The 24,568-nt window shown below is 65.0% G+C and carries 20 protein-coding genes, 1 tRNA gene and 1 pseudogene; 9 read left to right on the forward strand and 13 right to left on the reverse strand.

Annotated elements, in window-relative coordinates; genetic code table 11:
• Positions 1-23 precede the first annotated feature (23 nt).
• From J2X65_RS08420 to J2X65_RS08435, 4 genes are all read left to right on the forward strand, one after another.
• Entirely contained in the window at positions 24-1,532 is a 1,509-nt protein-coding gene (locus J2X65_RS08420) for a tripartite tricarboxylate transporter permease (RefSeq protein ID WP_310200224.1), read from the forward strand.
• A 295-nt stretch (positions 1,533-1,827) separates the two neighbouring features.
• On the forward strand, positions 1,828-2,550 hold the full coding sequence (locus J2X65_RS08425) for a GntR family transcriptional regulator (protein WP_310200226.1): 723 nt from the start codon (positions 1,828-1,830) through the stop codon (positions 2,548-2,550).
• A gap of 308 nt (positions 2,551-2,858) precedes the next feature.
• Positions 2,859-3,320, forward strand: coding sequence for a TerB family tellurite resistance protein (locus J2X65_RS08430; protein WP_310200228.1), 462 nt, complete (start codon positions 2,859-2,861; stop codon positions 3,318-3,320).
• A gap of 139 nt (positions 3,321-3,459) precedes the next feature.
• Positions 3,460-4,287 carry a glutamine amidotransferase gene (locus tag J2X65_RS08435; RefSeq protein WP_310200230.1) on the forward strand — a complete coding sequence of 276 codons (828 nt, stop codon included), beginning with the start codon at positions 3,460-3,462 and terminating at the stop codon, positions 4,285-4,287.
• Here the strand turns inward: J2X65_RS08435 and J2X65_RS08440 are convergent.
• From J2X65_RS08440 to J2X65_RS08470, 7 genes are all read right to left on the reverse strand, one after another.
• Positions 4,256-4,813 (reverse strand): hypothetical protein, encoded by a 558-nt coding sequence (locus J2X65_RS08440; RefSeq protein WP_310200232.1) that lies wholly within the window; start codon positions 4,811-4,813, stop codon positions 4,256-4,258. The genes J2X65_RS08435 and J2X65_RS08440 overlap by 32 nt on opposite strands.
• A gap of 131 nt (positions 4,814-4,944) precedes the next feature.
• A complete protein-coding gene (locus tag J2X65_RS08445) occupies positions 4,945-5,457 on the reverse strand; it encodes a MarR family transcriptional regulator (RefSeq protein WP_310200234.1) in 513 nt (170 codons plus the stop codon).
• A 985-nt stretch (positions 5,458-6,442) separates the two neighbouring features.
• On the reverse strand, positions 6,443-7,330 hold the full coding sequence (locus tag J2X65_RS08450; RefSeq protein ID WP_310200237.1) for an ABC transporter permease: 888 nt from the start codon (positions 7,328-7,330) through the stop codon (positions 6,443-6,445).
• Between the two features lie 13 nt (positions 7,331-7,343).
• Entirely contained in the window at positions 7,344-8,360 is a 1,017-nt protein-coding gene (locus J2X65_RS08455) for an ABC transporter permease (protein WP_310200239.1), read from the reverse strand.
• 12 nt (positions 8,361-8,372) lie between these two features.
• A complete protein-coding gene (locus J2X65_RS08460) occupies positions 8,373-9,461 on the reverse strand; it encodes an ABC transporter ATP-binding protein (RefSeq protein WP_310200241.1) in 1,089 nt (362 codons plus the stop codon).
• A 166-nt stretch (positions 9,462-9,627) separates the two neighbouring features.
• Positions 9,628-10,803 carry an extracellular solute-binding protein gene (locus J2X65_RS08465; protein ID WP_310200243.1) on the reverse strand — a complete coding sequence of 392 codons (1,176 nt, stop codon included), beginning with the start codon at positions 10,801-10,803 and terminating at the stop codon, positions 9,628-9,630.
• Between the two features lie 262 nt (positions 10,804-11,065).
• Positions 11,066-12,094: a serine hydrolase gene (locus J2X65_RS08470; RefSeq protein ID WP_310200245.1), complete on the reverse strand. Its 1,029-nt coding sequence runs from the start codon at positions 12,092-12,094 to the stop codon at positions 11,066-11,068.
• 171 nt (positions 12,095-12,265) lie between these two features.
• Between J2X65_RS08470 and J2X65_RS08475 the strand changes: the two genes are divergently transcribed.
• Complete coding sequence (locus J2X65_RS08475) at positions 12,266-12,976, forward strand: hypothetical protein (RefSeq protein WP_310200246.1); 711 nt, start codon at positions 12,266-12,268, stop codon at positions 12,974-12,976.
• A gap of 23 nt (positions 12,977-12,999) precedes the next feature.
• Here the strand turns inward: J2X65_RS08475 and proB are convergent, their stop codons facing one another.
• The 5 genes from proB to rplU all read right to left on the reverse strand — a co-directional run bounded on the left by proB (position 13,000) and on the right by rplU (position 16,806).
• Positions 13,000-14,169, reverse strand: coding sequence for a glutamate 5-kinase (gene proB / locus J2X65_RS08480; RefSeq protein ID WP_310200248.1), 1,170 nt, complete (start codon positions 14,167-14,169; stop codon positions 13,000-13,002).
• A gap of 104 nt (positions 14,170-14,273) precedes the next feature.
• Positions 14,274-15,308, reverse strand: coding sequence for a GTPase ObgE (gene obgE, locus J2X65_RS08485; RefSeq protein ID WP_310200249.1), 1,035 nt, complete (start codon positions 15,306-15,308; stop codon positions 14,274-14,276).
• Positions 15,309-15,412: 104 nt separating this feature from the next.
• Positions 15,413-16,060, reverse strand: coding sequence for a GNAT family N-acetyltransferase (locus tag J2X65_RS08490; protein WP_310200251.1), 648 nt, complete (start codon positions 16,058-16,060; stop codon positions 15,413-15,415).
• A gap of 139 nt (positions 16,061-16,199) precedes the next feature.
• Positions 16,200-16,469 (reverse strand): 50S ribosomal protein L27, encoded by a 270-nt coding sequence (rpmA, locus tag J2X65_RS08495; RefSeq protein WP_310200253.1) that lies wholly within the window; start codon positions 16,467-16,469, stop codon positions 16,200-16,202.
• 28 nt (positions 16,470-16,497) lie between these two features.
• Complete coding sequence (rplU, locus tag J2X65_RS08500; protein ID WP_310200255.1) at positions 16,498-16,806, reverse strand: 50S ribosomal protein L21; 309 nt, start codon at positions 16,804-16,806, stop codon at positions 16,498-16,500.
• A gap of 322 nt (positions 16,807-17,128) precedes the next feature.
• Between rplU and J2X65_RS08505 the strand changes: the two genes are divergently transcribed.
• Together J2X65_RS08505 and J2X65_RS08510 are read left to right on the forward strand one after the other, a co-directional pair.
• Complete coding sequence (locus tag J2X65_RS08505; RefSeq protein ID WP_310200256.1) at positions 17,129-17,455, forward strand: hypothetical protein; 327 nt, start codon at positions 17,129-17,131, stop codon at positions 17,453-17,455.
• A gap of 114 nt (positions 17,456-17,569) precedes the next feature.
• Positions 17,570-17,659: transfer RNA gene (locus J2X65_RS08510), tRNA-Ser, on the forward strand.
• Here J2X65_RS08510 and J2X65_RS08515 read toward each other — a convergent pair.
• A pseudogene (locus J2X65_RS08515) lies at positions 17,630-19,261 on the reverse strand (recombinase family protein); the annotation flags it as partial. The gene J2X65_RS08510 and the pseudogene J2X65_RS08515 overlap by 30 nt on opposite strands.
• A gap of 641 nt (positions 19,262-19,902) precedes the next feature.
• On the opposite strand from J2X65_RS08515, the gene J2X65_RS08520 reads away from it, so the two are divergent.
• Both J2X65_RS08520 and J2X65_RS08525 read left to right on the forward strand, forming a co-directional pair.
• Positions 19,903-21,108, forward strand: a complete 1,206-nt coding sequence (locus J2X65_RS08520; RefSeq protein WP_310200257.1) for a Shedu immune nuclease family protein — start codon at positions 19,903-19,905, stop codon at positions 21,106-21,108.
• 149 nt (positions 21,109-21,257) lie between these two features.
• Complete coding sequence (locus J2X65_RS08525) at positions 21,258-24,335, forward strand: DEAD/DEAH box helicase family protein (RefSeq protein ID WP_310200259.1); 3,078 nt, start codon at positions 21,258-21,260, stop codon at positions 24,333-24,335.
• The last annotated feature ends 233 nt before the right edge of the window (positions 24,336-24,568 follow it).

Consider the following 24,568-nt stretch of genomic DNA (forward strand, 5'->3'; position numbering starts at 1 on the left):
GTCCGGCTCGAGGGAAAGCGCTCATGTTCGAGAATTTCGTCAGTCTTTGGCACGGATTCGGCATCGCCGCCGATCCGTTCAACATCCTGCTGATGGCGGTGGGCATTCTGCTCGGCGTCATCATCGGCGTGCTGCCGGGCCTCGGCGGCGCCAACGGCGTTGCCATCCTGCTGCCGCTCACCTTCTCGATGTCGCCGACATCGGCGATCATCCTGTTGACCTGCATCTACTGGGGCGCCCTGTTCGGCGGCGCCATCACCTCGGTGCTGTTCAACATTCCCGGCGAACCCTGGTCGGTGGCCACCACCTTCGACGGCCACCCGATGGCGCGCTCGGGACGCGCCGGCGAGGCGCTCACCGCCGCCTTCACCTCCTCCTTCGTCGGTGCCTTCGTCGCCATCATCATGATCACCATGATCGCGCCGCTGGTCGCGCAGTTCGCCCTGCGCTTCGGGCCGGCCGAGAAGTTCGCGGTGTATTTCCTCGCCTTCGCCTCCTTCGTCGGCATGAGCAAGGAACCGCCGGCCAAGACCGTGGTGTCGATGATGATCGGCTTCGCGCTCGCCGCCGTCGGCCTCGACATGGTCACCGGCCAGCTGCGCCTCACCTTCGGCTCCGAGGAACTGCTGAACGGCTTCGACTTCCTCATCGCGGTCATCGGCCTGTTCGGCATCGGCGAAATCCTGCTGACCATGGAAGAAGGCCTGGAGTTCCGCGGCAAGGCGGCGAAGATCGACGCCAAGGTGGTGTGGCACACCTGGAAGACCCTGCCCAAATACTGGGCCACCTCGCTGCGCTCCTGCGTCATCGGCTGCTGGATGGGCATCACCCCCGCCGGCGCCACCCCGGCCTCCTTCATGGCCTATGGCGTCGCCAAGCGGGTGTCGAAGACCGGCAAGAACTTCGGCAATGGCGAGATCGAGGGCGTCATCGCCCCCGAGACCGCCGCGCACGCCGCCGGTACCTCGGCCATGCTGCCGATGCTGGCGCTGGGCGTGCCCGGTTCGCCGACCGCCGCGGTGCTGCTCGGCGGCCTGCTGATCTGGGGTCTCCAGCCCGGCCCGATGCTGTTCGTCGAGCAGTCCGAATTCGTGTGGGGCCTCATCGCCTCCATGTATCTCGGCAACATCGTCGGCCTGATCCTCGTGCTGACCACGGTGCCGCTGTTCGCCTCGATCCTGCGCATCCCCTTCTCGATCATCGCTCCGGTGATCCTGGTGATCTGCGCGATCGGCGCCTACACGGTGAACAACAACGTGTTCGACGTGGTGATGATGCTGGTGTTCGGCGTGATCGGCTATGTGCTGAAGAAGACCAACTACCCGCTCGCCCCGCTGGTGCTGGCCATCGTGCTCGGCGACAGCGCCGAGGAGGCCTTCCGGCAGTCGCTGCTGGGATCGGGGGGCTCGCTCAGCGTGTTCTGGTCCACCCCGCTGGTGGCGACGATCATGGGTATCGGCCTTCTCGCCGGCGTGTGGCCACTGATCTCCAACCTGATCAACCGTGCGCGCGGCATCGTGCAGCCGGCCTGACCCAGGCTCTCGCAACGCCCGCCGCACCATCCGCGCGGCGGGCTTCGATCCGGCCGGCACCGGGCATCCACCCGGGCCGGCATTCCGGTGACGGATACCCCAACCGGAACCGCCTACATCCGGACCTACCGCCCAAGCCGTGACACGCCGACAAGGCGGCCGGCGCGGCATGTCGGAGCAAGCCAAGCATCGGGGACTGGGAGGCAACGCCAATGACCACCACCAACAATGCCGGGATATCCCGCTCGCGCGGCGCCGCCGTGCCGGCCTTCCGGCTGCGGACGCGAGCCGGACAATGAGCATCGAAACCAGCATCCAGCGCGTCGGCATCGGCGCCGCCAAGCTCGCCGTCGCCCCGCTCGAGGACACCTCGACCTTCAAGAACCGCGCCTATGCCGCGCTGAAGGACGTCATCGTCTCGCTCAACATCTACGACCAGCCGCACGAGGTCCGGCTCGACGAGCGCCAGCTGGCCCAGAGCCTCGGCGTCAGCCGCACCCCGGTGCGCGAGGCGATGGCGCAGCTGGAGCGCGAAGGCTTCGTCCATTCGGTGCCGCGCCGCGGCATTTATGTGGTGCGCAAGACCAAGCGCGAGGTCATCGAGATGATCCAGGTCTGGGCGGCACTGGAGAGCCTTGCCGCCCGGCTGATCACCCAGCACGCCAGCGACGAGGAGATCGCCACCCTGCGGGCCATGTTCGCCACCTTCGAGGACGGTGCCCCCCACGCCAAGCTGGACGAGTATTCCGAGGTGAACATCCAGTTCCACCAGGCGATCATCGCCATGGGCGGCAACGGCATCCTCATCAATCTCGCCGAGAACCTGTTCACCCACATGCGGATGATCCGCCGCAAGACCATTGCCGAGGAAGATCGCGCCGATCGCTCGATCCAGGATCACCTCGCCATCATCCAGTCGCTGGAGGCGCGCGATACCGACACTGCCGAGGTGCTGGTGCGCAACCATGCGCTCGGCCTTGCCGATCACGTGTCGCGCTATGCGACCTATCTCGCCTAGCGGCCTCCGGCACGCCGCGTCGGCGCCGCCGTGACCCGCGGGAGCTGCCGCTCCGGTGGCCGCAACGTCCGAACGCTTCGCCCGGCGGGTTCCTCGACCTCGCCGGGCTTTTTTCTTTTCCCACGCCGCCGGTGTGGCCCGCCTGCACGAACGCAGCAGGATCGATCCGCCGCAGCTCCGGGATCATTGCGCCGCCGCGGCAATTCCGATACGCAAAATTGCGGAGTTGGCCACCAGCCCCGCCGCACCCACATCCCTTGGTCCGACCGGGGTCCCTTGAAGCCCTGCCGCTGGAGCTTTGCGCCGGCATGTTGCGCAGTTTGACCGATTTCATCGCCGAGATCGCCGGCGGCGCCCGCGAGCCGGAATTCGCCGAGAACGATTATCGCCTCGCCGCCGCCGCGCTGCTGGTGCATGTGGTGACCATCGACGGCATCATCGGCGATGTCGAAATGGACAAGCTGAAGCGCATCCTCGGCTTCCGCTTCAGCCTGAAGGAGGAGGAGGCCGAGCACCTGCTCGAGGCCGCCATCGCCCGCGATGCCGAGGCGGTGGATCTCTATGCCTTCACCAGCGTGCTGAACCGGGCGATGGACGAGGAAGGCCGCAAGCGCGTCATCGAGATGATGTTCGAGGTCGCCTATGCCGATGGCGGCCTCACCGAGTTCGAGGACAATCTCGTCTGGCGGGCCGCCGAGCTGCTGAACATCTCCTCGCGCGACCGGGTGGAGATCCGCAAGCGCATCCGCGAGACCTTCGACGGGGCGTGATGCCGGGCGCGGCGCCCACAAACCACGGCGATTGGCTGGGTTTGTGGACCGACGCCTTGAAACCGCTCGAAAATCATGTCGTGATGGCTGACATATTCCGCAGCGCAGCGTTGCGGATTCGCGACGACGACGAACGAGAATGGGTCAACAGCCAAGCTCCGACATCCTGATCGTCCTGCACCAGGAACATTCCTCGCCCGGCCGCGTCGGTCGCTTGCTGGTCGAGCGCGGACACCGGCTGGATGTACGCCGCCCCTGTCTCGGCGACCCGCTGCCCGCCACCCTTGCCGGGCATGCCGGCGCCGTGATCTTCGGCGGGCCGCAAAGCGCCAATGACTGCCACGATTATGTGCGCGCCGAGATCGACTGGATCGGCGTGGCGCTGAAGGAGGCCAAACCCTATCTCGGCATCTGCCTGGGGGCGCAGATGCTGGCGCGCCATCTCGGTGCCCGGGTGGCCCCGCATCCCGAGGGGCTGGTGGAGATCGGCTATTATCCGCTGCGGCCCACCGCCGTCGGCCGCGCGCTGCTCGGCGAGGCGCAGGGGGAACCGGCCGGCAGGGAAACGGCTGGGAGGGAAACATCTGGCAGGGGGATGGGTGCCGCCGCCGACGACTGGCCGAACCATGTCTATCACTGGCACCGGGAAGGCTTCGAGCTCGCCCGCGGCGCCGAACTGCTCGCCTCCGGCGATGCCTTCCCCAACCAGGCCTTCCGCTATGGCCCGGCCGCCTATGGGCTGCAATTCCACCCGGAAGTCACGCATCACATGATGTGCCGCTGGACCGTGCACGGCAGCGAGCGGCTGTCGCTGCCCGGCGCGCGTCCGCGCAGCGCCCATTTCAGCGATCGGCTGCAGCATGACGGGCGGGTGCGGCTGTGGCTGGAAAGCTTTCTCGACCGCTGGCTCGGCGGCCCGGCCGACGCCGACGCCTTCACCGCGCCGCTGCGAGCGGCAGCACAGTGATGTCGAGCGTGCGCAGCTTGGCGTAGAGCGCCCGGTCGCGCGCATAGGGCCACCAGTCGAACAGCAGGATCTCGACCGGCCGCCACAGCCCGACCCAGCCGGCGATGATGGCGCCTTCGCTCAGCATCTCACCGACCAGCATGTCGGAAAGCGCCGAGCTGTTGATCAGCGCCGCGACGCCGATGCAGAAGGCGAGGAACACCATGCCGACGGCAAGCGTGCGCAGCCCCTGGCGCCGGGTCTCGCGCAGCTTGCGCTCGGCATAGTCGCGGTTGCCGTCGCAATAGCGCGCCAGCGCCTCGGCGATGCGCGGGGCCAGCGCGTCATTGTCCGGCGTCGGCGCCACATGCAGCCGCGCCCGCACCGGCCGATGGCGCCAGCCTCGTTCGGCGGTCAGCAGATCGATCAGCCGGTCGATACCGGATTCGTCGATATCCTCGCCCGCGAACGGATCAATATCCGGCGTGGCGAAGAAATTGCGCAGATCGCGCAGGCGAATGTCGATCTCGATCGGCGCGGCGTCCATCGTCTGGCTACTCGCTCGGCTGTCCTGGCGCCGGTCATAGCAGCGGAGGGTAGCGGAGTCTTCCAAGCCGCCCTCTGCGAACGGGCGCGCCTGAGCGGACCGCGCCTCGCCGTGTCTTCAGCCACGAGCGTCTAGTCAAGCCCTGCCGCCCTCAGGGTCCGGCGCAGCCGGGTCATGTCCTCGCGCAGGCGCTGCGCCGCCGGGCGGTCGAGCCCGGTGGCGGCGGCAATGGCGACCGGCACCGCGGCGGCCTTGGCCTCCAGCGCCTGCCCCTCGCCGGTGAGGAATACATGCACCTGCCGGCCATCCTCGATACTGCGGCGGCGGGACACCAGACCGATCGCTTCCAGCCGCTTGATCAACGGTGTCAACGTGCTCGATTCAAGATCGAGATGCCCGGCAAGCTCGCCGACGGTCTGCCCGTCAGCACGCCACAGGCTCCACATGACCAGATATTGCGGATAGGTGAGACCGAGCGCGTCGAGTAGCCGCTGATAGGCGCGGTTGAACGCGTGATTGGCGGAATAGACCGTAAAGCAGAGGAAGTCGTCGAGACCGGCATCGCCGGCGCGCGACGTGGCGTCGATGCGCTCGGCGGGTGTCAGGACGGGCCGGTCAGCCGTCTCATCTGCATGCCCTTTCATGGCAATGATCCTCGCTGGCGAAATGTCGCCGCCCCTTAAAATAATCGCACACGACTTAATCGCAAGAGATTGGCGTAAGATGAGAGGCGTCGCAGATGGTGCAATCGTCAGCTGTGTTTCGGCTTTCCCCGCTTCGACCACCGTCCCATCGGAGGGCTGTATCCGAGGCATTGCCAACAGGCGCACGCAGCGCCTTCGGCGGCGCGAAACCTGCATTCAATTAACAGAATTACCGCGCAACAGGTCGACATCAAATCAACCGAGCTGGGACGAGCTGTCGCGTGCGTCCGCCATCCAGGAGACCAAGAACAGCAGCGAGGTTTCGGAACCGCTCAAGGCCGTCACCCTATCCGGCAACCGGTTGTTTGACGGATACATCTTCAGGCCGAGCGCGACGTCTTCAAGTCCGGATCAACGCTGACGTTCAGCAAGAAGGCGCAGCCTCGCGCAACAATCCTTTCCTTGCCGCCAGGGAGAGCGTCTCGGAAGACCCAGCCAATGCCGGCGCCATCACCTATGAACGAGCCATCAGCCTGCCGAATCCCGGCCATGCCCGGCCAGGTGCCGGCCGGCCGGGCCGGCACGCATCGACAAGCCGGCCGACAGGGCCTTCCGCGCGAACAGGGCATAGCGGGCGGGCATAGCGGCGCCGCTGACGATCACCTTCCTGCAAATGCCGCAGCGGCCCGATCATCGATCTTCGCGGCGCAATGGCGGAGGGCCGGAAGGGCGGTCCCGGCGGTCCCGGCGGCTCCGGCGGTGCCGATGCACGGCCGCGGTGCGTCGGGAGCGGATCCCAAGGTGCGCCGGGCCCGATCGCACCCGGGGGGCAGCCGGAACGAAAGGCGCCTCCGGCATCGACGGCGATATCTTCCTCACCGCCATCTCCACCGAACAGTTCGGCAAACTCTACAAGCCCGATTGAGCGGTACCGGCCGTGGCCGGCCCCCCTCCTGCCGCGGATGGGCAAGGTGCCACCGCTACCTTAGGCGGCGGCGGGCTCGGCGGTGCCGGCGAGTTCATTCTCCTCGGCCACCTGCGCCGCGCGCAGGCGCCGGCCCGCCGCGGCATCCGCCCGCCGTTTCCACACTTCATAGGCGATGGCGCCGACGATGGTCACCGCAACGATGATCACCGCCAGCGCGCTGATCGCCGGGGTGGAGCCCTGCCGCACCCGGCCGGCGAGCACCGTGGTCAGCGTCTTGTCGGAGAGAATGGCGAAGGTGGTGGTGTTGTAGTTCTCGAACGAGGACAGGAAGGCCAGCACCGCCGCCGAGAACAGCGCCGGCTGCAGGAAGGGCAGCAATATGTGGCGAAACACCTGCGGATAGGTGGCGCCGAGATCGAGCGCCGCCTCCTGCTGCGCCTGATCGAAGCGCTGGAGGCGGGCGAGGATGATCAGCATGCAATAGGCGGAGATGAAGCTCGACTGGCCGATCACCGTGAGGACGATGCCGTCATAGAGGAACTTCGTGCCGGTCAGCGTGGTGAATTCGCGCCAGAACACCACGGTGGAAATGCCGATGATGATACCCGGCGTCAGCACCGGCGACACCACGACGAGATAATAGGCCGAGCGCACCCGCGCCTGGATCTGCGTCATGACGATGGCGCCGGCCAGCCCGATCGGCACCGAGATGCACACCACCAGCACGCCGATCCACAGGCTGGTACGCAGCCCGTACATCATGTCCTCATCGGCAAAAAGCTGGGAGAACCAGTCGAGGGTGAAGCCCTCGATCGGCCAGACCTGCGGGTATTGCGGGGTGTTGAAGGCGGAGACGCCCATCACCGCCAGGGGACCCAGCAGGTAGACGAAGAACACCGCGATATAGACGGCGAACAGGATGCGCTGGAGCGGCCCGGATGTCATCGCACCATCTCCATCATCGGGTGATCTCGCCCAGGCTCAGGCGGAACATCTTCAGCACCACCAGCACGAACACCACGCAGGTAATCAGCAGGATGAAGGCATAGGCCGCGCCCTGCGGCCAGTTGAACGCCTGGTAGAAGCGGTCATAGACGATGGGGGTGAACCACAGCGTGCGCGGCCCGGCGAGCACCAGCGGCGCGGCGAGCGCACCGGCGCACAGCATGAACACCAGCGTGCAGCCCGAGGCGATGCCCGGCTTGGCATGCGGCATCACCACGAAGAGATGGATGTGCCACCAGGGCGCGCCGAGGTCCCGCGCCGCCTCGATCTGGTTCTTGTCGAGGCTCTCGATGGCGCTGTAGAGCGGGAACACCATCATCAGCAGATAGGCGTAGCTGAGGCCCATATAGAGGCCGATATCGGCGCCGAGGAAATCGATCGGCTCGGCGATGAGGCCGGAGCCGAGCAGCAGCTTGTTGACGATGCCGCCGGAGGACAGCAGCACCCGGAAGGCGAAGGCGCGCAGGATCTCGTTCACCCAATAGGGGATGATGAGCAGCAGCAGCAGGATGCGCAGCCGCGCCGCCCCCGCCGACTGCGCCATGTGGAAGGCGATCGGGTAGCACAGGGCGAGGTTGAACAGGGTGATGGCGATGCTCACGCCGATGGTGAGCGCGAAGGCCTTGAGGTGGATCCAGTTCCAGCTCGAGGTCGAGGTGGTCGAGCCGAATAGGAAGTAGCGGTAGTTCTCCAGTGTGAACACGTCCTTCGGCCCGCCCATCTGCGCCGGCGACAGCTTCGGGCGGAACGACATGTCCACCATCGAGAACTGCGGAAGCACGATGACGAAGAACACCCAGAAGCCGACCGCCAGCACCAGATAGAGCCCGACCGCGAGGCCGTTGCGCTGGAAAAAGCCGAGACCGGTCGTCAGCCCCATGCGCCGCTCATAGGCGGAGAGCGCGAAGAAGAACAGGGCCGCCGCCAGCGGCAGCCCGAAGACGAGAGTGAGGCCGCCGGTGGCTCCCATGCCGCCCTCCGCTCAATGGCTCGCCGGACGGGCGAGCAGCAGCCCATCCTGCGGCCGGAAGCCGATGCGCAGCGTCTCCCCGCTGCTCGGCAGCATGCCGCCGCCGATGGTGGCGGTGATCTTCTGCCCGGTGCGCACCCGCAGCGTCACATGCGTCACGCTGCCCTCATAGGCGACGTCGAGCGCCTCGCCCTCGAATCCCACCTGCGCGCCGGCGCCGTTGCCGGCGCCGTTGCCGTCCAGGGCCAGCGCCTCCGGACGAATGAACAGCAGGGCCTCCTCGCCGGTCTTCAGCCCGACCGGGTTGCGGCCGGAGAGCAGGCCGAGCGGGGTATCCAGCGTCGCCAGCCCGTTCTCGACCGCCGTGATGCGCCCGCGGATCTGGTTGTTCTGGCCGACGAAGGCGGCAACGAACGGCGTGCGCGGCTCGGCATAGACGGCCCGGCCATCCCCGACCTGCTCGATCACCCCGGCATTCATCACCGCGATGCGGTCCGACATGGTCAGCGCCTCGCCCTGGTCGTGGGTGATGTAGATGAAAGTGATGCCGACCCGCTTCTGGATGGCGCGCAATTCGGCGCGCATGTGCTGGCGCAACTTGAGATCGAGCGCCGAGAGCGGCTCGTCGAGCAGCAGCACCTTCGGCTCCACCGCCAGCGCCCGGGCGATGGCGACGCGCTGCTTCTGCCCGCCCGACAGCTCCGACACCTTCTTGTGGCCGTGCTCGGAGAGCGCCACCTGGATCAGCAGGTTCTTCACCTTCTCGTCGCGCTCGTGGCGCGGCACGCCGCGCACCCTGAGGCCGTAGCCGATATTCTCGGCCACCGTCATCATCGGGAACAGCGCAAGGTTCTGGAAGATCAGGGCGGTCGGCCGCTTGTTCGGCCCGATGCCCTTCATGTCGGCCCCGCCGATGCGCACCTGCCCGCGCGTCGGCTCGATGAAGCCGGAAATGGTGCGCAGCAGCGTGGTCTTGCCGCAGCCGGACGGGCCGAGAAAGGAGAAGAACTCCCCGGCTTCGATGGTGAGGTTGGCGTCACGGACGGCGACGAAATCCCCGAACGTCACATTGACGCCGTCGAGCTCCACGGCTGCGGCCATAGGGTCTCCGGTCTGTTCTCGACGGACCGCCACACGGCGGAGCAGGTCGACGGGCGGAGCGCGGGCGGCGAAGCGCCGGCTCGCGCGGGAACCGGAGCCGAGGGATCGGCCCGGGTGAATAACGGACCGGAGCCGGCTTGCCGGCTCCGGCAGCGTGCCGGCGCGATCAGGCCGCCTTGAACTTCTCGGCGTATTGGGTGCGCAGCTCGGCGTACCACGACGGCTCCGGCGGACGGCTCCACAGCTTGGAGAGCGCGTCGCCCGGATAGGCCTCGGAGAAGTTCTTCTTGGCGACCTCGGAGAGGAAGGCGTCGGCGCCCTTGACCACCGGATTGTAGCCCGAACCGTCAGCCACCTGCGCCGAGACTTCCGGCGAGTGGATGTAGTTCAGCCACTCATAGGCCTGGTCGATATTCTTGGCGCCCTTGGTGAGCGCCCAGCCGTCGACCCAGGTGATGGCGCCTTCCTGCGGCGCCATATAGGTGACCGGCTTGCCCTGCTTCTTCAGCGACAGCGGCGGGCCGTCCCAGGTCTGGCCGATGACGCAGCCATTTTCCATGAAGCCGGACTTGGTGTTGTCCGAGGAATCCCAGAACTGCTTGACCTGCGCCTTGTTCTCGATCGCATAGGCAAGGATGACGTCGTAGATCTTCTTCATCGTCTCCTCGTCCTTGAACGCATCCAGCATGCGGTTGGACGGGAGCTTGCCGGTGTGGTCCATCCACAGGCCGATGCCGAGCAGCAGCGAGTGCGGGCGGCCCTGCATCTTGCCCTTGAACTCCGGCGCCCACAGCGTGCCGTAGCTCAGCTTGTCATAGGTGAGGCCGGGCGCGAGATCGGTGCGCCAGGAGATCGCCTCCGAGCCCCAGCAATGCGGCACGTGATAGAGCTTGCCGTCCCAGGTCCACACGCTGGTGGAGGCTTCCAGCATCGAGGGCAGCAGGTTGTCGAGATGCAGCTTGTTGGTGTCGAACGGCGCGAGGACGTCGAGCTCCTTGAACTGCGGAGCGCGGTCGCGGGTGGGCTCGCACAGGTCGAAGCCCTCGCCGGCGGTGGCCTGCAGCTTGTTGATCTGCTCCTCGTTCTGCGAGAACGGGGTGGTCTTCACCTTGATGCCGGTCTTCTTCTCGAAGTTCGGGATCACCGGGTTGGGCAGTTCGTCGTCCCAGTTCAGGAGGGAGAGCTCGCCGGAGGAGGAGAAGGCGTCCTTCACCAGCCACGGGCCGGAGGCGGCGACAGCGCCGGCGCCGAGCGCACCCTTGAGCAGGGTGCGCCGCGTGAAGCCCCGCGCGGCGAGAAGGGTCAGGTTCGTCGAGTTGCGAAGGTCAGTCTGCTTCGTCACGTCCTCGTCCTCGCTCTGGCGCCGCCTTGTGGCGGACTGGATGCGACGGGGTGAGCAGGAAGCGTGCCACGAAGGGAGCCGGCGCCGAATCGCCGCCGCCCGCCGGCACAAGCCGGGGCGACGGGCGGAGAATCAAGCCCGCCTGACGTCGATTTCAGCAGATTTGCGCCGGTGCATGCACGCGAATTAAGCGCGCATTGAACAGCGGCGAAATAATTTCGGTTTCGACCCCAGCCCAACCGCAAGCGGATTGAACGTGGATTCAACCCGTACCGGCGGCCTCGATCAGCGCCGCCGCCAGGCGATGCAGGTCGTCGCGATGGCCGGAGCGGCCGGCGGGCGCGTCGGTGGCCGAGGTCATGGCGAGGGTGAGGCCGCGCGCGGGGGCGATATAGAGCATCTGTCCGCCATAGCCCCAGGCATAGGCGACATCAGCCCCGCCCAGCCGGCGGCGGAACCAGCCATAGCCATAGCCGTCGCCGGTGAAGCGCGACTGGGTGCGCACGCGCCAGCTCTCGTCGATCCACGCCTGCGAGACGATGCGGGCGCCATCTGCCGTGGTGCCGCCGCGCCGGTAGATTTCGCCGAAGGCGAGCAGCGAGGACGGCCGCATCGCCATCTGGTTGCCGCCGAAATAGATGCCCTGCGGGTCGCGGTCCCACGAGGTGATGGCGAAGCCCTCCACCGGGCCGAGCCACTCGCGCGCCAGCGCCAGCGTCGGGCGGCCGGCCTTGCGCGTCAGTATGGCGGAGATGAGATGCGTCGAGCCGGTGGAATAGAGCATGGAGCCACCGGGGTCTTCCTCGAACGGCTCGGCAAGGGCGGCCCGCACCCAGTTGCGCGAGGCGATCCAGCGCCCGTAATTCGGCCCGGAGGTACGTGCCAGCCCGGCCTGCATGGAGAGCAAATTGCCGATGGTGACCTTGGCAAGGCGCGGATCGGGATCATCCGGCAGATCGCGCGCCAGCAGCGGCGCGATAGGCTGGTCGGGGCTTTCCAGCACCCCCTTGTCGATGGCGATGCCGACAAGGGCAGACATCACCGATTTCGAGGCGGACTTGATGTTGGCGGGGGCGTCGAGGCCGACGCCATTATAGGCGCGGGCGGCAACGAGCTGGTTGTTATGCGCGACATGGACGGTGCGCAGCGGCGCGAGCGCGGCGGCGGAGTCGAGGACGGGGGTGAAGGGGGATGATGTGGGGGGCACCGGCGCGGAGGCAGGTTGCGCCGGGGCGGGGCGTGGGGTGAGCAGCAGGGCCGGGGCGGCGAGCAGGAGGGTGCGGCGGTTCATGCCAGGGAGGATAGGGGGATCGGAAGCGTGGTGGGGTCACGATGGGGAGAGGTCATAACTCCACCAATCGGCGCTAATTCCATCTACTAATTCCGGAGCATCTGGTAAACTGACATTTAGAATCCCCACCATTGCATGTTCAAATAACTTGGATTCTAGGACGTTATGACAATGGATAAGCCCGCACCATCCAGATATCTAGTAGATGAAAATCTGATTGAGGCTGAACACGAAAAGATGATTTCCTCTGACGTTCATGCGATGGAGATCATAAAATTTATAAATTTGTCTCTCGATTTTATCGATAAATCTATAATATATGACAATAACTCTAGTAAAAATCACGTTGATTTGCTTCGATTAAGCGTTAGAATTTTCAACAGCTCAGCTGCCACTCTGCGGTTAATACGATGTGGATATTGGCAAGCTTCATTTACCCTCATCAGGGATGTTATCGAGACGAGCTCCCTCTTGCTTCTCTTGAGCGAAGATTCAGAGTCATTAAATGAATGGGTCTCTCTGGAAGAAAAAGAAAGAAAACAAAAGTATGGAGCGGTAAAGGTGCGTATGCGATTGGAACAGCTCGGAAACAAAAGTGCCAAACGGATTCGAGACGCCTACAACGCGCTGTCTTTATACGCGGCTCACCCTACTCCTGAGGGATTTCATGTAAACACAATCAACGGAATAACACAAAGAGGCCCCTTCGTCGACCAGATAAAACTAAATGCATCTATAGAGGAAATCGCCATTCGCCTTCTAGATGCGGTTTACATTGTGGACACACTTATCGAAAGTAATGATCATGAATACATGGAATACAGGAAAAAATACATCAAGTATGCTAAAAAATGGGAGGATAGATATCCATCAAACGGATAAAATTTGATCTAGTAATATCTTACTCACCCCCCGCCTAGCACCAAATCATCCCGGTGCACCATCGCCGACCGCCCCTCGAACCCCGTGATCCCGACGATCTCGTCCGACGAGCGCCCGCGAATCCGCTCGGCATGGTCGTGGTCATAGGCCACCAGCCCGCGGCCAATCTCGGCGCCGTCGGGGCCGCGCAGGATCACCGCGTCGCCGCGGGTGAACTCGCCCTCGACCTTCTTCACCCCCGCCGGCAGCAGCGACGAGCCGCGCCTGAGCGCCGCCACCGCGCCGGCGTCGAGATGCAGCACGCCGCGCGGCTCCAGCGAGCCGGCGATCCAGCGCTTGCGCGACGCCACCGGGTTGGCCGGGGCGAGGAACCAGGTGCAGCGGGCCCCCTGCTCGATGGCGCGGATCGGGTTCTTCACCTTGCCCGAGCCGATCACCATGTGGGCGCCCGCCGTGGTGGCGATCTTGCCGGCCTCGATCTTGGTCTTCATGCCGCCGCGCGACAATTCGGTGCCGGCGCCACCGGCCACCGCTTCGATCTCGGCGCTGATGCGCGGCACCACCGGGATCAGTCGCGCCTCCGGGTCGTCATTGGGCGGCGCGGTGTAGAGGCCATCGATGTCGGAGAGCAGGATCAGCAGGTCGGCGCTCGCCATGCCGGCGACGCGGGCGGCGAGCCGGTCATTGTCGCCATAGCGGATCTCCGAGGTGGCGACGGTGTCGTTCTCGTTGATCACCGGCACTGCCTTCAGCTCCAGGAGCTTGCTGATGGTGGAGCGGGCATTGAGATAGCGGCGGCGCTCCTCGGTGTCGCCCAGCGTGAGCAGGATCTGCCCGGCGGTGACGCCCTCATGCGCCAGCGCCTCCGACCAGGAGCGGGAAAGCGCGATCTGGCCGATGGCCGCCGCCGCCTGGCTCTCCTCCAGCTTCAGGGGGCGCTTGGGCATTTTCAGCAGGTTGCGGCCGAGAGCGATGGCGCCGGAGGACACCACCAGCACCTCCTTGCCGTCGCGATGCAGCGCCGCGACATCTTCCGCCAGCGCGGCCAGCCAGGCATGGCGCAGCTGGCCGCGGGCGGAATCCACCAGCAGCGCCGAGCCGACCTTCACCACGATGCGGCGGAAGGAAGCGATCTGCGGCACCGCCGTCAGGCTGGCGGCGGAAGCGGAGGCGGCGGTCGAATCAGTGGACATGATGGCTCTCGAAGGCAGGCGGCGGAGAGGACGGCGGGCTTATAGGCCAAAGGCCGCCCGCCGTCTCGACCGCAGGCAGCTTCAGGGCCGCGAAGCAGCGAGCGTCACGGTCGCCATGTTTCCTGCACCTCGCGCGCCTCGTCCTCGCGGCGGCTGCCGTCGATGACGAAGGCCAGCGCGCGCAGCGCCTGCGTGACCCCCTCGCCCGACTGGGCGGAGAGCACCAGCGGCTTCTTGCGCGCAGCGCGCTGCAGGCGGGCCACCTGCTGCTTCAGCTGCTCGGGATCGAGCGCGTCGGCCTTGGACAGCGCCACGATCTCCGGCTTGTCCTCCAGCCCGGCGCCATAGGCCTCGAGCTCGTGGCGCACCGTCTTGTAGGTCTTGCCGGCATGTTCGGAGGTGCCGTCGACGAGATGCAGCAGCACCCGGCAGCGCTCGATATGGGCGAGGAAGCGGTCGCCGATGCCCACGCCCTCATGCGCCCCCTCGATCAGGCCGGGAATGTCGGCGAGCACGAATTCGCGCCCGTCCACCCGCACCACGCCCAGGCCGGGATGCAGGGTAGTGAAGGGATAGTCGGCGATCTTCGGCTTGGCGGCGGTGGTGGCGGCGAGGAAGGTCGACTTGCCGGCATTGGGCAGGCCGACCAGGCCGGCATCGGCGATCAGCTTCAGCCGCAGCCAGATCCAGCGCTCCTCGCCCTCCTGGCCGGGATTGGCCCGGCGCGGCGCCTGGTTGGTCGAGGTCTGGAAATGCGCGTTGCCGAAACCGCCATTGCCGCCCTTGAGCAGCCGCACCTTCTGGCCGACCTCGGTGAGATCGGCGATCACGGTCTCGCCCTCCTCGTCTAGCACCTCGGTGCCGGCCGGGACCTTCAGCACCACATCGTCGCCCTTGCCGCCGGCGCGGTTCTTGCCCATGCCGTAGCCGCCCTTCTTGGCCTTGAAGTGCTGCTGGAAACGGTAGTCGATCAGCGTGTTGAGCCCGTCGACGCATTCGATCCACACGTCGCCGCCGCGCCCGCCATCGCCGCCGTCCGGGCCGCCGAATTCGATGAACTTCTCCCGCCGGAACGACAGGCAGCCCGCGCCGCCATCGCCGGAGCGGACATAGATCTTGGCCTGGTCGAGAAATTTCATGACGTTTCAGCTCGGCGGATCGGTTCGGAAAAACTCTCCCCGCGCCGGGCAGCCGGCGCGGGGAGAGATGTGATGATAACAAATCGCGGGCACGATGCCGCGCTTCAATGCTTTATTTGCAGGTGCCGCGTCGGCGACGCCGTGGCGCCCCAGGAGCGCAGCGACGCCCAGAGCCGCTTTTCGAGACGGAACCGATCGACGGGAACCGAGGCTCCGATCGCGCGCACCCGCGTGAGCCCGACACCCGTCCATTGGAAGCCGCACTTCTCCAGCACCCGCCTCGACGACGGATTGACCACCCGCGCCGCCGCGTTCAGCGCCGGCAGGTTGCGGTCCTCGAAGGCATGGTCGATCAGCGCCCGCACCGCCTCGGTGGCATAGCCGAAGCCCCAATAGGGCTCGCCCAGCCAGTAGCCGATCTCCGGCGCCACCTCGTCGCGCGGAGCGAAGCCGCACATGCCGACGGGAATCGCCGGGCCGAGCGGGCTGAAGCCGTCATTTTTCATGAACACCGCGAAGGTCGCGCAATCCGGCCCGACCGGCAGATTGGCGATGAACGCCGCGGCGTCCGCCATTCCATAGGGATGCGGAATGTTGGACGTCATCTCGGCGATCCGCCTGTTGTCGGCGAGCTCGGCGATCCAGGCCATGTCCTCGATTCGCGGGGCGCGCAGGAACAGGCGTCCGGTCTCGAGGACGGGGGTACTGCTCTCGGCAATGGCCGACCCTAAGGTCGCTTCGACGATGGTCATGGCAGGCTCCTGGTGCGTGGAACGACGAAGGGGAGGCGGTCTTCTCGCCTCCCCTTCGGGCACCCGGAGCATTGTCGGTGGCTCCAGAAATCCTACCGGTCGGGCGAGACCGGTGGGATTTCAAGAAACCTCACCGGCTTTATTCGGCGGCCTCGGCGGCCGGAATCACGGATACGTAGGTTCGGGAATTGGCTTTATTGCGGAATTCGACGCGGCCATCGGTGAGGGCGAAAAGGGTGTGATCCTTGCCCATGCCGACATTGGTGCCGGGATGCCACTTGGTGCCGCGCTGGCGCAGAATGATGTTGCCGGAAATGACGGCTTCGCCACCGAACTTCTTCACGCCGAGACGACGACCGGCCGAATCACGACCGTTGCGCGACGAACCGCCTGCCTTTTTGTGAGCCATGGTGCTCTCCTCTTCTCTCGCTGCGGTCTCAGGCGCCGATGATGGACGTGATGCGGACCACGGTGAAGTCCTGCCGGTGGCCGATCTTGCGGCGCGAATTCTGCCGGCGGCGCTTCTTGAAGGCAATGACCTTGTCGCCACGGGTGTGGCGGACCACCTCGCCGGTGACGGACGCGCCATCGACCAGCGGAGCGCCGACCTTCGGGGCGTCGCCGCCGAGCATCAGCACCGGGAAGGTGACGGTGGCGCCGGCTTCGGCTTCGATCTTGCCGAGGGTGATGACCTCGTCGGCGGCAACGCGATACTGCTTGCCACCCGTCTTGATGACCGCGAACATGTTATGTCCTTTCGTTCGAGCCCGGCCTCCGCGCATCGCGCGTGACCGGCTTCTTTCGGTCGGCTACGGATAAGGCGCGAACCCATTCCGCGCCAAGGCAGCGCCTATAGGGGCTCGGCCGCGCGGAGTCAAGGTTTTCCGGCCCGGTCAGACCGCCACGAAGCGTGCCGGCGCCTCATGCTTGCCCTCATGCTTGCCCTCATGCTTGCCCTCATGCTTGCCCTCATGCCTGCCCTCGTCACTGAACCTTCGCCGCGCTGCGGCGTTATCCGGCCGAACGAAGCGCCGGCGAAGGTCGGCCTTTTCAACCAGCGAGGATGAGATGAACAGGAATCGGATCACCGGTGCGGCCCGCGATCTGGCCGATGAAGTCGGCGGGCGGCTGCGCAGCGTCGCCGGCGGCGCCCGCCGCCAGTCCGCCGCCCAGTTCGACGATCTCTACGACGACGCGGTCGCGATCGGCGAGCGCACGCGCGGGCACGCGGCTGATCTCGCCGACGAGGCCCTCACTCTCGGCCGGCAGGCCTATGGCCGCGGCATGCAGGAACTGACCCACCACGCCGGCCGGCATCCGGTGGCGCTGATCCTCGCCGCCGGCATCGCCGGGGCGGCGCTTGCCTGGCTGTGCAGCTCGGCCTCGCGCCGCTAGGTCCGTCTCATCCACCGATCCGACAATGGAGATCGGCCAGGCTCTTGTGCCCGGCCGACTCCTCGGTTATTGAGCCTGCGCTCCACGACGCGGTGCCCACCGCGTCCCGTGCGCGGAGAGGTGCCGGAGTGGTCGATCGGGACGGTCTCGAAAACCGTTGTGCGTGCAAGCGTACCGTGGGTTCGAATCCCACCCTCTCCGCCATTTCGGTCCCAAACTGGGCACGCCTAGAGTCGCCGTTTTCCCTCCTGAGACGGCAGCCAGCGTTCGGAGCAAGTCTCCCTTCGATCCGATGATGCGGACTTCCTTGGCTCCGACCTCGACGCGCTGAGCCAAGGCGCGCAAATGATCGCGCCGGTAGCCGCCGCCTTCGAGGCGCATGCGCTTGCGGGCGATTTCGGCGAAGCGTGTCACCATGGCGGGCGTGACGACGTCCTCGCCGGAGGTGGCTAGCGACGTTTGTGCGCGGGCCGCATCGGCCTGCGCTTGGTCTCGGATCGCCTTCAGTCCGTCGATGCGCTCCTTCAGCGCCGGATCGGCGATGTCGGCGACGCCTGATTCGATGGCGTCGTAAAGCCGGCGAAGCCGCTGATCGGCTTCTGTCCCGCGCTTGTTTAGTTCGGCAATGTGTTCGCGGCGGCGTTCTAGCCGCTCCTGGCGGTGATTGAGCATGGAAGCCAGGATTTCCTGCAGCCGCTCGGGCTGAAGGAGGCGCTGCTCGATATGGCTCGCCACCAGCGTGTCCAGCGTCTCCATCGGAATGGCGCGGCCGGCACAGCCGGTCTCGCCCTGCCGTGCCTTGATCGAGCAGGCATAGTAGCGGTAGCGCCCGCTCTTGCCGGTGCGGATGGTCATGGCCCCGCCGCACTGGGCGCAATAGCAGATGCCAGTAAGCAGCGTCGGGCCGCTCACGACGCGCGGCGGGACGATCTTTGGATTGCGCGCCTGAAGCTGCTCCTGCACGGCGTTGAAGACCTGGGCGTCGATGAGCGGCGGCACGGCGACCACCACTACCTCGCTCTCGGGCTTCTTCTGCTTGCTCTTGGAGCGGCTGTTGAACTGGTGCTCGCCGATATAGGTGCGGCGGGTCAGGACCCGGTGAAGCTGCCCAATGCCCCAGCGCCCTCCCTCGCGGGTGTAGATCCGGTTATGGTTAAGATGGCTGACGATGGCCTTCACGCCCATCGGGCCGGAGCGGCCGTCGCCATTCAGGGCCAAATCGAAGATCAGTCGCACCGTGTCGGCGTGAAGCGGGTCGATCTCCAGCTTCTTCTTCACCTTGGCGCCGCGCTGCTCGGCCTCGACCACGCGATAGCCGATCGGCGGGCGAGCACCGTTCCAGAAGCCCTGCCGGGCATTCTCCTTCTGGGCCCGCAGGACGTGCTTGGCGTTCTCTTTGGACTGGTACTCGTCGAAAAGCGCCATGATCTGCCGCATCATGACGTGCATCGGGTCGTCGCCCATCTCCTGGGTGATCGACATCAGCCGCACGCCGTTGCGGGCGAGCTTCCTCACATAGAATTCCAACTCGAAGTGATCGCGGAAGAAGCGCGAGAAGCTGTGCACCACGACCACATCGAACGGCGCCGGCTTCAGCGTCCCCGCCTCGATCATCCGCTGGAATTCGGGCCGTCGGTCATTGGTGGCCGAGGCTCCCGGCTCGACATAGGTCTCGACCAGCTGATAGCCGCGCGCCTGGCAATAGGCCTCGCCCTGCCGGCGCTGGTCGGGGATCGAGACATCGTGCTCGGCTTGCCGGGCTGTGGAGACGCGCAGATACAAAGCGGCACGCAGCGGAGCGGTCATGGCAGAGCCTTTCGTGTCAGGCGGTCATTCCCCTTGGATCAGCTCGTCCAGAATATCCCCGAACCATGCCTCGAAGACAGCAATCTCCGCCTCTGTCACCGGAATGTATTCCGGCCAGTCGTCGGTGACGGTCATCGGGGCGGGAGTGGGGGACGGACGCGCCCTGCGGCGGGGCGGCGGCGTGTCCGCATAGGTGTGTAGGTCGTCGGGCAAGCGGCCCGGCACAAATCGATATGCGGGGTATCGGGTGGGTGAATGTGAGCGTCTGGTCATTCCCAAGACTGACGCGACCGCGACCGATGCCCTACAGCCGATGTATGACCGGAAATACGCAAAACTTCCTTGACCCGAAGCGGCTACCTCGGCACGCCCGTGCGGACGGCGGCTTTGCGCCCCCAAGTTGGCCGTTTGCAGTTCCAAACTCGCTTCCCAAAACTAGACATTCGCGGCATGGCTCTTGGCAGCAGCTGAGAAGCAATAAGCGGTCTTTCGCTGCGCCCCGCTCCAGTGGGCTGCCTTGCCTGTGCGCGAGGTGCAAAACGCGTTCCGCGCCGCGAGGACAGTGGTCCGAACGCCAGCGTTTGCTGTTCAACCTGTCGGGCTGTACCGTGGCTATATTGGGGTCGGGATGGGGAAACCTGATGAGCGGAGCTGACGAGTCCACTTTTGTTGGCGGATGTAAGGTGGAACATCTCTACCCGCGAGACTTCAAGAACGGTGCCGGCCGATTCTTCAACTACGTCGTCGAGGAAGACGGCAGCACAACCGTCGAGTACTCCCCGCCTTTTCCATCAAGGAACCGCATCAAGCTCACTCTAACCTTTATCTACGGATCAAACGAGATCACGGCGGTAACGCTTAAGCGCTTCAAGCACTACAAGCACGAGGGCTGGGTCGAGGACCGTTTCCTGTCGGACGAGCCATTCCAGCTCACTCACTTCTCGTTCGAGAAGCTGGCGTCACTCCTGCAACTGATGAAGGACCTCGATCTGGCGAGCCTGAACCAGCCCAGGATTCCCGTTGTGGAGGGAGGCATCTCCGGCATCGACCCGGAGTTTGCGAAGAAAATTAAAGCGCTGCTCATTCAGCCCGACGGCCAGAGGATCGTGGATGAGCTCGTCAGGAGCGGGCTCATCACTTCGCACGATATCGTCAACATCGGTTACCGTAAGGCGCAGCTGGAGAAGTTTCGGCTCATGCTCAATGACGCCGGAGAGGTTAAGGCCTACGCTGAGAGGGAGGGCGTGAGGACGGACCAACCTGAAAAGGCTTGGCAGCACTTCCTCGGACACAACGAGTGGATATTCGGCTTCGGCCTCGACTATCGGTTCCTCGGCATTCTCCAGGAAGAGACAGTAGTGGGATCATCGGACCTCGCGGGGCGGGACGCACCTGTCGTGGACTTCCTTCTTGGCGCAACCCACTTCACAGTGCTGGTCGAGGTTAAGCAGCCGGGCACGCCGCTGTTCGGCGGAAGCCGGGCACGCTCTGGGGCGTGGCGTCTGTCCACGGATCTGATGGAGTCGGTCTCGCAGATCCTCCAGCAGAAAGCCGACTGGCTGGTCAAGGCGGCGACCCACGCCGCGGGGAACTATGACCGCGACGGAGCGCTGATCCGCCATCGCACCGCTGACCCCAAGTGCATTCTCGTTATCGGGAGCGACAACGCCTTCTCCGGAAGCGATATGGAGCGGGAGGCCAAATTCCGGACCTTCGAGCTCTTCAGAAGGGATTCCCGGAACATAGACATCTTCACCTATAGTGAGCTCTTCGAGAGGGCTGCCTTCGTCGTCGGCCGCTCGGCACGGCAGGCGGATACGTATCGGGCCAGCACGGTGAAGGACTGACCGGAAAGGGTTACGCGTACGCGCGCTTTTCCGGAAGGGGCGAGCGGCGAGGGTACGGGCGTGACGCGGGTGCAGCTAGCGATGCAACGGCAGCTATAGCTGGTCACCGAAACAGAACCAGCCGATCCGCTACTGGGGGAGCGCGCGATTTGCTTGATGGCGAACTATCCAGGAACGCGCTTTCGCTGTGGCCGCATCAGCATGCGGCACTCGACGCGGTCGAAGCTTACTTCGCGTCGGCGAGCGCCCGCGCATGCCTCGTCAATATGCCGACAGGCACCGGCAAAACCGGCGTGATGGCGACGATAGCTCGCCAACGCGCTCGGGTCCGGCCGGTGCTAGTCGTCTGCCCCTCGGCGGCCTTGGTCGAGCAGCTCATCGCCCAGTTCGAGTACCGCTTCTGGGATAAGATCGGCGCCAACCCGGCCTGGAAGCCGGACCGGGTTTGGAATGTTCTGCCGAGTGATATCGAGAGCCTCGCGCAGCGCCTCGACGGTCATGGTGGCGAGCGGATCATCGTGGTCGGTACCGTGCAGGCCATCCAGCAGATCGACGCGGACGGCAAGATCGATCAGCTCCATGGCCGCATCGGCACGATACTGTTCGACGAGGGGCATCGCGAGCCTGCACCTAGCTGGGCGCGCGTCGTCCGTGGTTTTGCTGTACCTACTGTGCTGTTCAGTGCCACGCCGTTTCGGGGCGATCTCAAGATCTTCGATGTCGATGACGGCCATATCCATTTTCTCGGCTTTGCCGACGCGGTCAATCAGGGTCTCATCCGTGGGGTCGAAATCGACGAACAGCCATTGCCCCTGTCGCCGGACGACTATGCCCCGGCGCTAATCGCCAGGGTCGACGCGCTTGTGGCCGAAGGGCGTTTCACGGCTGCCAACAAGGTGATTGTGCGCTGCGACAGCGAGGAGTCAGTCACCGAAATGCACCAAGCACTGACCGCGGGGCTTGCTGGTCGCGCCGACGGGGTCCTCGCAATCCATCACAATTTCCGCGAGCGGCCCGATGAAGGCATTTTCGACGCGGTGCCGAGGGACCTGTCGGCGCGGGCCGAACGCTTTCTCGTCCACCAGTTCATGCTAATCGAAGGAATCGACGATCCCCGTTGCACGATGCTCGCGCTCTACGAGCCGTTCACGAATACGCGCATGCTGGTCCAGCAGATTGGCAGGCTGATCCGCCATCCGGGGGCGATCGGCGAAGCCGCGCCGGCCGCCTATGTCCTCGCGCCCAAGGGTCGTAACATCGCCAACGAATGGAGCAGCTTCCTCGCCTTTGACGCAGCCTCGAAGGCGAATGGCAACAAGCCGTTCGTACGCAACGACGCGACGATCCTGGAAAACCTGATCGCAGCCCTGCCGACCCTCGACTATGTTATGGGGCGCTTCCGCGAACGACCCGATCTCGACGATCCCGCTCTCCATGACGACCTGCGCTTCCCGAGCGCGGCGGTCGCCTTCACGATCGAGCCAGATCTCGATCTGGACGAGCTCCAAATGGCAATCAAGGCCGAACTCACTCGCGAGGATCGCCACGAAGCGCTCACCGGTCAAACCGCCGACGGCACATGCCGCTATCATATCACGCTTCGGCTGACTCCATCACCGTTCCTGTCGGGCAGCCTGTTTCAGGCGCCGAGCCTCGAGGCGACGATCTATGCGAAAAAGAACAAACGTCTCTTCTTCTTCGACAGCGCCGGTCTCTGGATCAACGAACTCGATGGCATCGGTCCTCGCGTCAACGCCAAGACCTTGCGCGCCCTTCTACCCGATGGGCACGACAACATCATTTCTTTCATGAGCGTCAAAAACACCGATCTTGGGCCGCTGGCGCTGCGATCGCGCAGTCTGTCGGCACGCTCGCTCGATCGGTCGGGCGTGTTCATGGGCGAGCACCTCAACGTCGTGACACGAGCGACCGGCTATATTCACCCCAAGGCGGCCGAGGATGGGATCCGCCGGGCGGTTGGCTTTTCGCGATCGCGCGTGCGCGACGGAAAGGGCAATGAGCTGACCGCGCAGCAATATGCAGATTGGTGCGGCACGGTCGATGCGCAGCTCGACGCCGCCGCCCGGACAGCATCGCTCTTCACCCGCTTCGCCGCTCCCGACATGGTGCCGGCGGACACGACGCCACTCAACATCCTCATCGACATGGTCGAGATGGGCGATCAGTTTGTCGCGAAGGGGCAGACTGCGGCGGTCAGGATCGAGGATCTATGTGTCGCAGTCGAGGAGGATGCCGACCCCAAGGCACCCGCGCGGTTCCGCTTCCTCCTGCATGTCGATGGAGAGGAGCATCCGGTCTGGATCGACTGGAACGCCAAGAAAGGTAAATATTGGCTCGTCTCGCCCGGCCTAAGCCGGATCAAGACGAAGGACAATCCGAAGGTCTCTCTAACCCGTCGCTTGAATCAACTGCAGCCATTCCGGATTATCACCCAAGATCTCACACACACATATGTCAGCGGCGATTTTTACCGGCTCGACCTCGACCTCGCCGATCCAAAGGGTGCTGCGAATCTTGTGCTTGATTTGATCACCGCGATCCCCGGTCTCGGCGCGGTGGCGTCGGAAAAGGGTGCGCTGGTCGAAGGGCATGTCGATAATTGGTCCGACGGCTCGTTGTTTGAGTTTCTCGACAAGGCGCTCAGGCCCGACCGTGGCCCGGCGCTGTTCGGGCGGAGTTTTCCTGATCTGGTGTGCGACGATCTTCAGGACGAGGTTGGCGACTTCCTCGGCCTAGATGAGACATCGGCTAGTCCGGCGGCGGTGGCCGTTGCAGGCAAATGGAAAAGCGGCAATCCCGGCGTGTCGGCGTCAGCCTTTTACGACGTCTGCGCGCAAGGTCTCAAAAATCTCGCCTATATGAAAAGCGATGGGGTCGTCCTGCCGGGCAGCCAAACCCGGTTCGACGGCCATTGGCGACTGTCAACGCGCAATCCGCCCATTACCCAGACGGTCGATCGCAAGCGACACGGCCGCGGATCGAAGGCTTTCCGCAATGCCTTCCAACGTCTACGTGCGGCTCCGACGACCAACCGGGCCATCTGGCTGGTCTGTTCGGGCGGCATGCTGTCGCTTGCCAAGCTCAAGGTCGAGTTCGCTAAACCCCAGCCCGAGCCGCACGTCCTCCAATTCTATCACCTGGTGCTCTCGACATATTCAGCCTGCCAGTCTGTAGGGGTTCAACTCCGGATCTTCTGCGCTGAATAGCGCTCGACCCCTCGCCCAATTCGACGCGCTTGTCGTCAGACCATAAGTGCGCGATTACCACCAAAGGATGTGGACTCTAGGCAGCCGGGAATCGCTCATATTGGTTGGCAACCGTCACGGCATGTCCGCCGAGGAAAGGGCAGCCGACTTTTCCATCCGAAGCCTGCAAGGGCTCCTGCCGGGTCTGCCGCGGCTGGGTCAAGGCCGTAGCCGCGTGAGCGGTGGCGCGAAGC

It is taken from the genome of Ancylobacter sp. 3268 (genome assembly GCF_031456575.1).
Taxonomy (GTDB): domain Bacteria; phylum Pseudomonadota; class Alphaproteobacteria; order Rhizobiales; family Xanthobacteraceae; genus Ancylobacter.

Coding starts and splice junctions, on each gene's coding strand:
- J2X65_RS08420 (WP_310200224.1), top strand. CDS start 24: ATGTTCGAGAATTTCGTCAGTCTTTGGCACGGATTCGGCATCGCCGCC.
- J2X65_RS08425 (WP_310200226.1), top strand. CDS start 1,828: ATGAGCATCGAAACCAGCATCCAGCGCGTCGGCATCGGCGCCGCCAAG.
- J2X65_RS08430 (WP_310200228.1), top strand. CDS start 2,859: ATGTTGCGCAGTTTGACCGATTTCATCGCCGAGATCGCCGGCGGCGCC.
- J2X65_RS08435 (WP_310200230.1), top strand. CDS start 3,460: ATGGGTCAACAGCCAAGCTCCGACATCCTGATCGTCCTGCACCAGGAA.
- J2X65_RS08440 (WP_310200232.1), bottom strand. CDS start 4,813: ATGGACGCCGCGCCGATCGAGATCGACATTCGCCTGCGCGATCTGCGC.
- J2X65_RS08445 (WP_310200234.1), bottom strand. CDS start 5,457: ATGAAAGGGCATGCAGATGAGACGGCTGACCGGCCCGTCCTGACACCC.
- J2X65_RS08450 (WP_310200237.1), bottom strand. CDS start 7,330: ATGACATCCGGGCCGCTCCAGCGCATCCTGTTCGCCGTCTATATCGCG.
- J2X65_RS08455 (WP_310200239.1), bottom strand. CDS start 8,360: ATGGGAGCCACCGGCGGCCTCACTCTCGTCTTCGGGCTGCCGCTGGCG.
- J2X65_RS08460 (WP_310200241.1), bottom strand. CDS start 9,461: ATGGCCGCAGCCGTGGAGCTCGACGGCGTCAATGTGACGTTCGGGGAT.
- J2X65_RS08470 (WP_310200245.1), bottom strand. CDS start 12,094: ATGAACCGCCGCACCCTCCTGCTCGCCGCCCCGGCCCTGCTGCTCACC.
- J2X65_RS08475 (WP_310200246.1), top strand. CDS start 12,266: ATGGATAAGCCCGCACCATCCAGATATCTAGTAGATGAAAATCTGATT.
- proB (WP_310200248.1), bottom strand. CDS start 14,169: ATGTCCACTGATTCGACCGCCGCCTCCGCTTCCGCCGCCAGCCTGACG.
- obgE (WP_310200249.1), bottom strand. CDS start 15,308: ATGAAATTTCTCGACCAGGCCAAGATCTATGTCCGCTCCGGCGATGGC.
- J2X65_RS08490 (WP_310200251.1), bottom strand. CDS start 16,060: ATGACCATCGTCGAAGCGACCTTAGGGTCGGCCATTGCCGAGAGCAGT.
- rpmA (WP_310200253.1), bottom strand. CDS start 16,469: ATGGCTCACAAAAAGGCAGGCGGTTCGTCGCGCAACGGTCGTGATTCG.
- rplU (WP_310200255.1), bottom strand. CDS start 16,806: ATGTTCGCGGTCATCAAGACGGGTGGCAAGCAGTATCGCGTTGCCGCC.
- J2X65_RS08505 (WP_310200256.1), top strand. CDS start 17,129: ATGAACAGGAATCGGATCACCGGTGCGGCCCGCGATCTGGCCGATGAA.
- J2X65_RS08520 (WP_310200257.1), top strand. CDS start 19,903: ATGAGCGGAGCTGACGAGTCCACTTTTGTTGGCGGATGTAAGGTGGAA.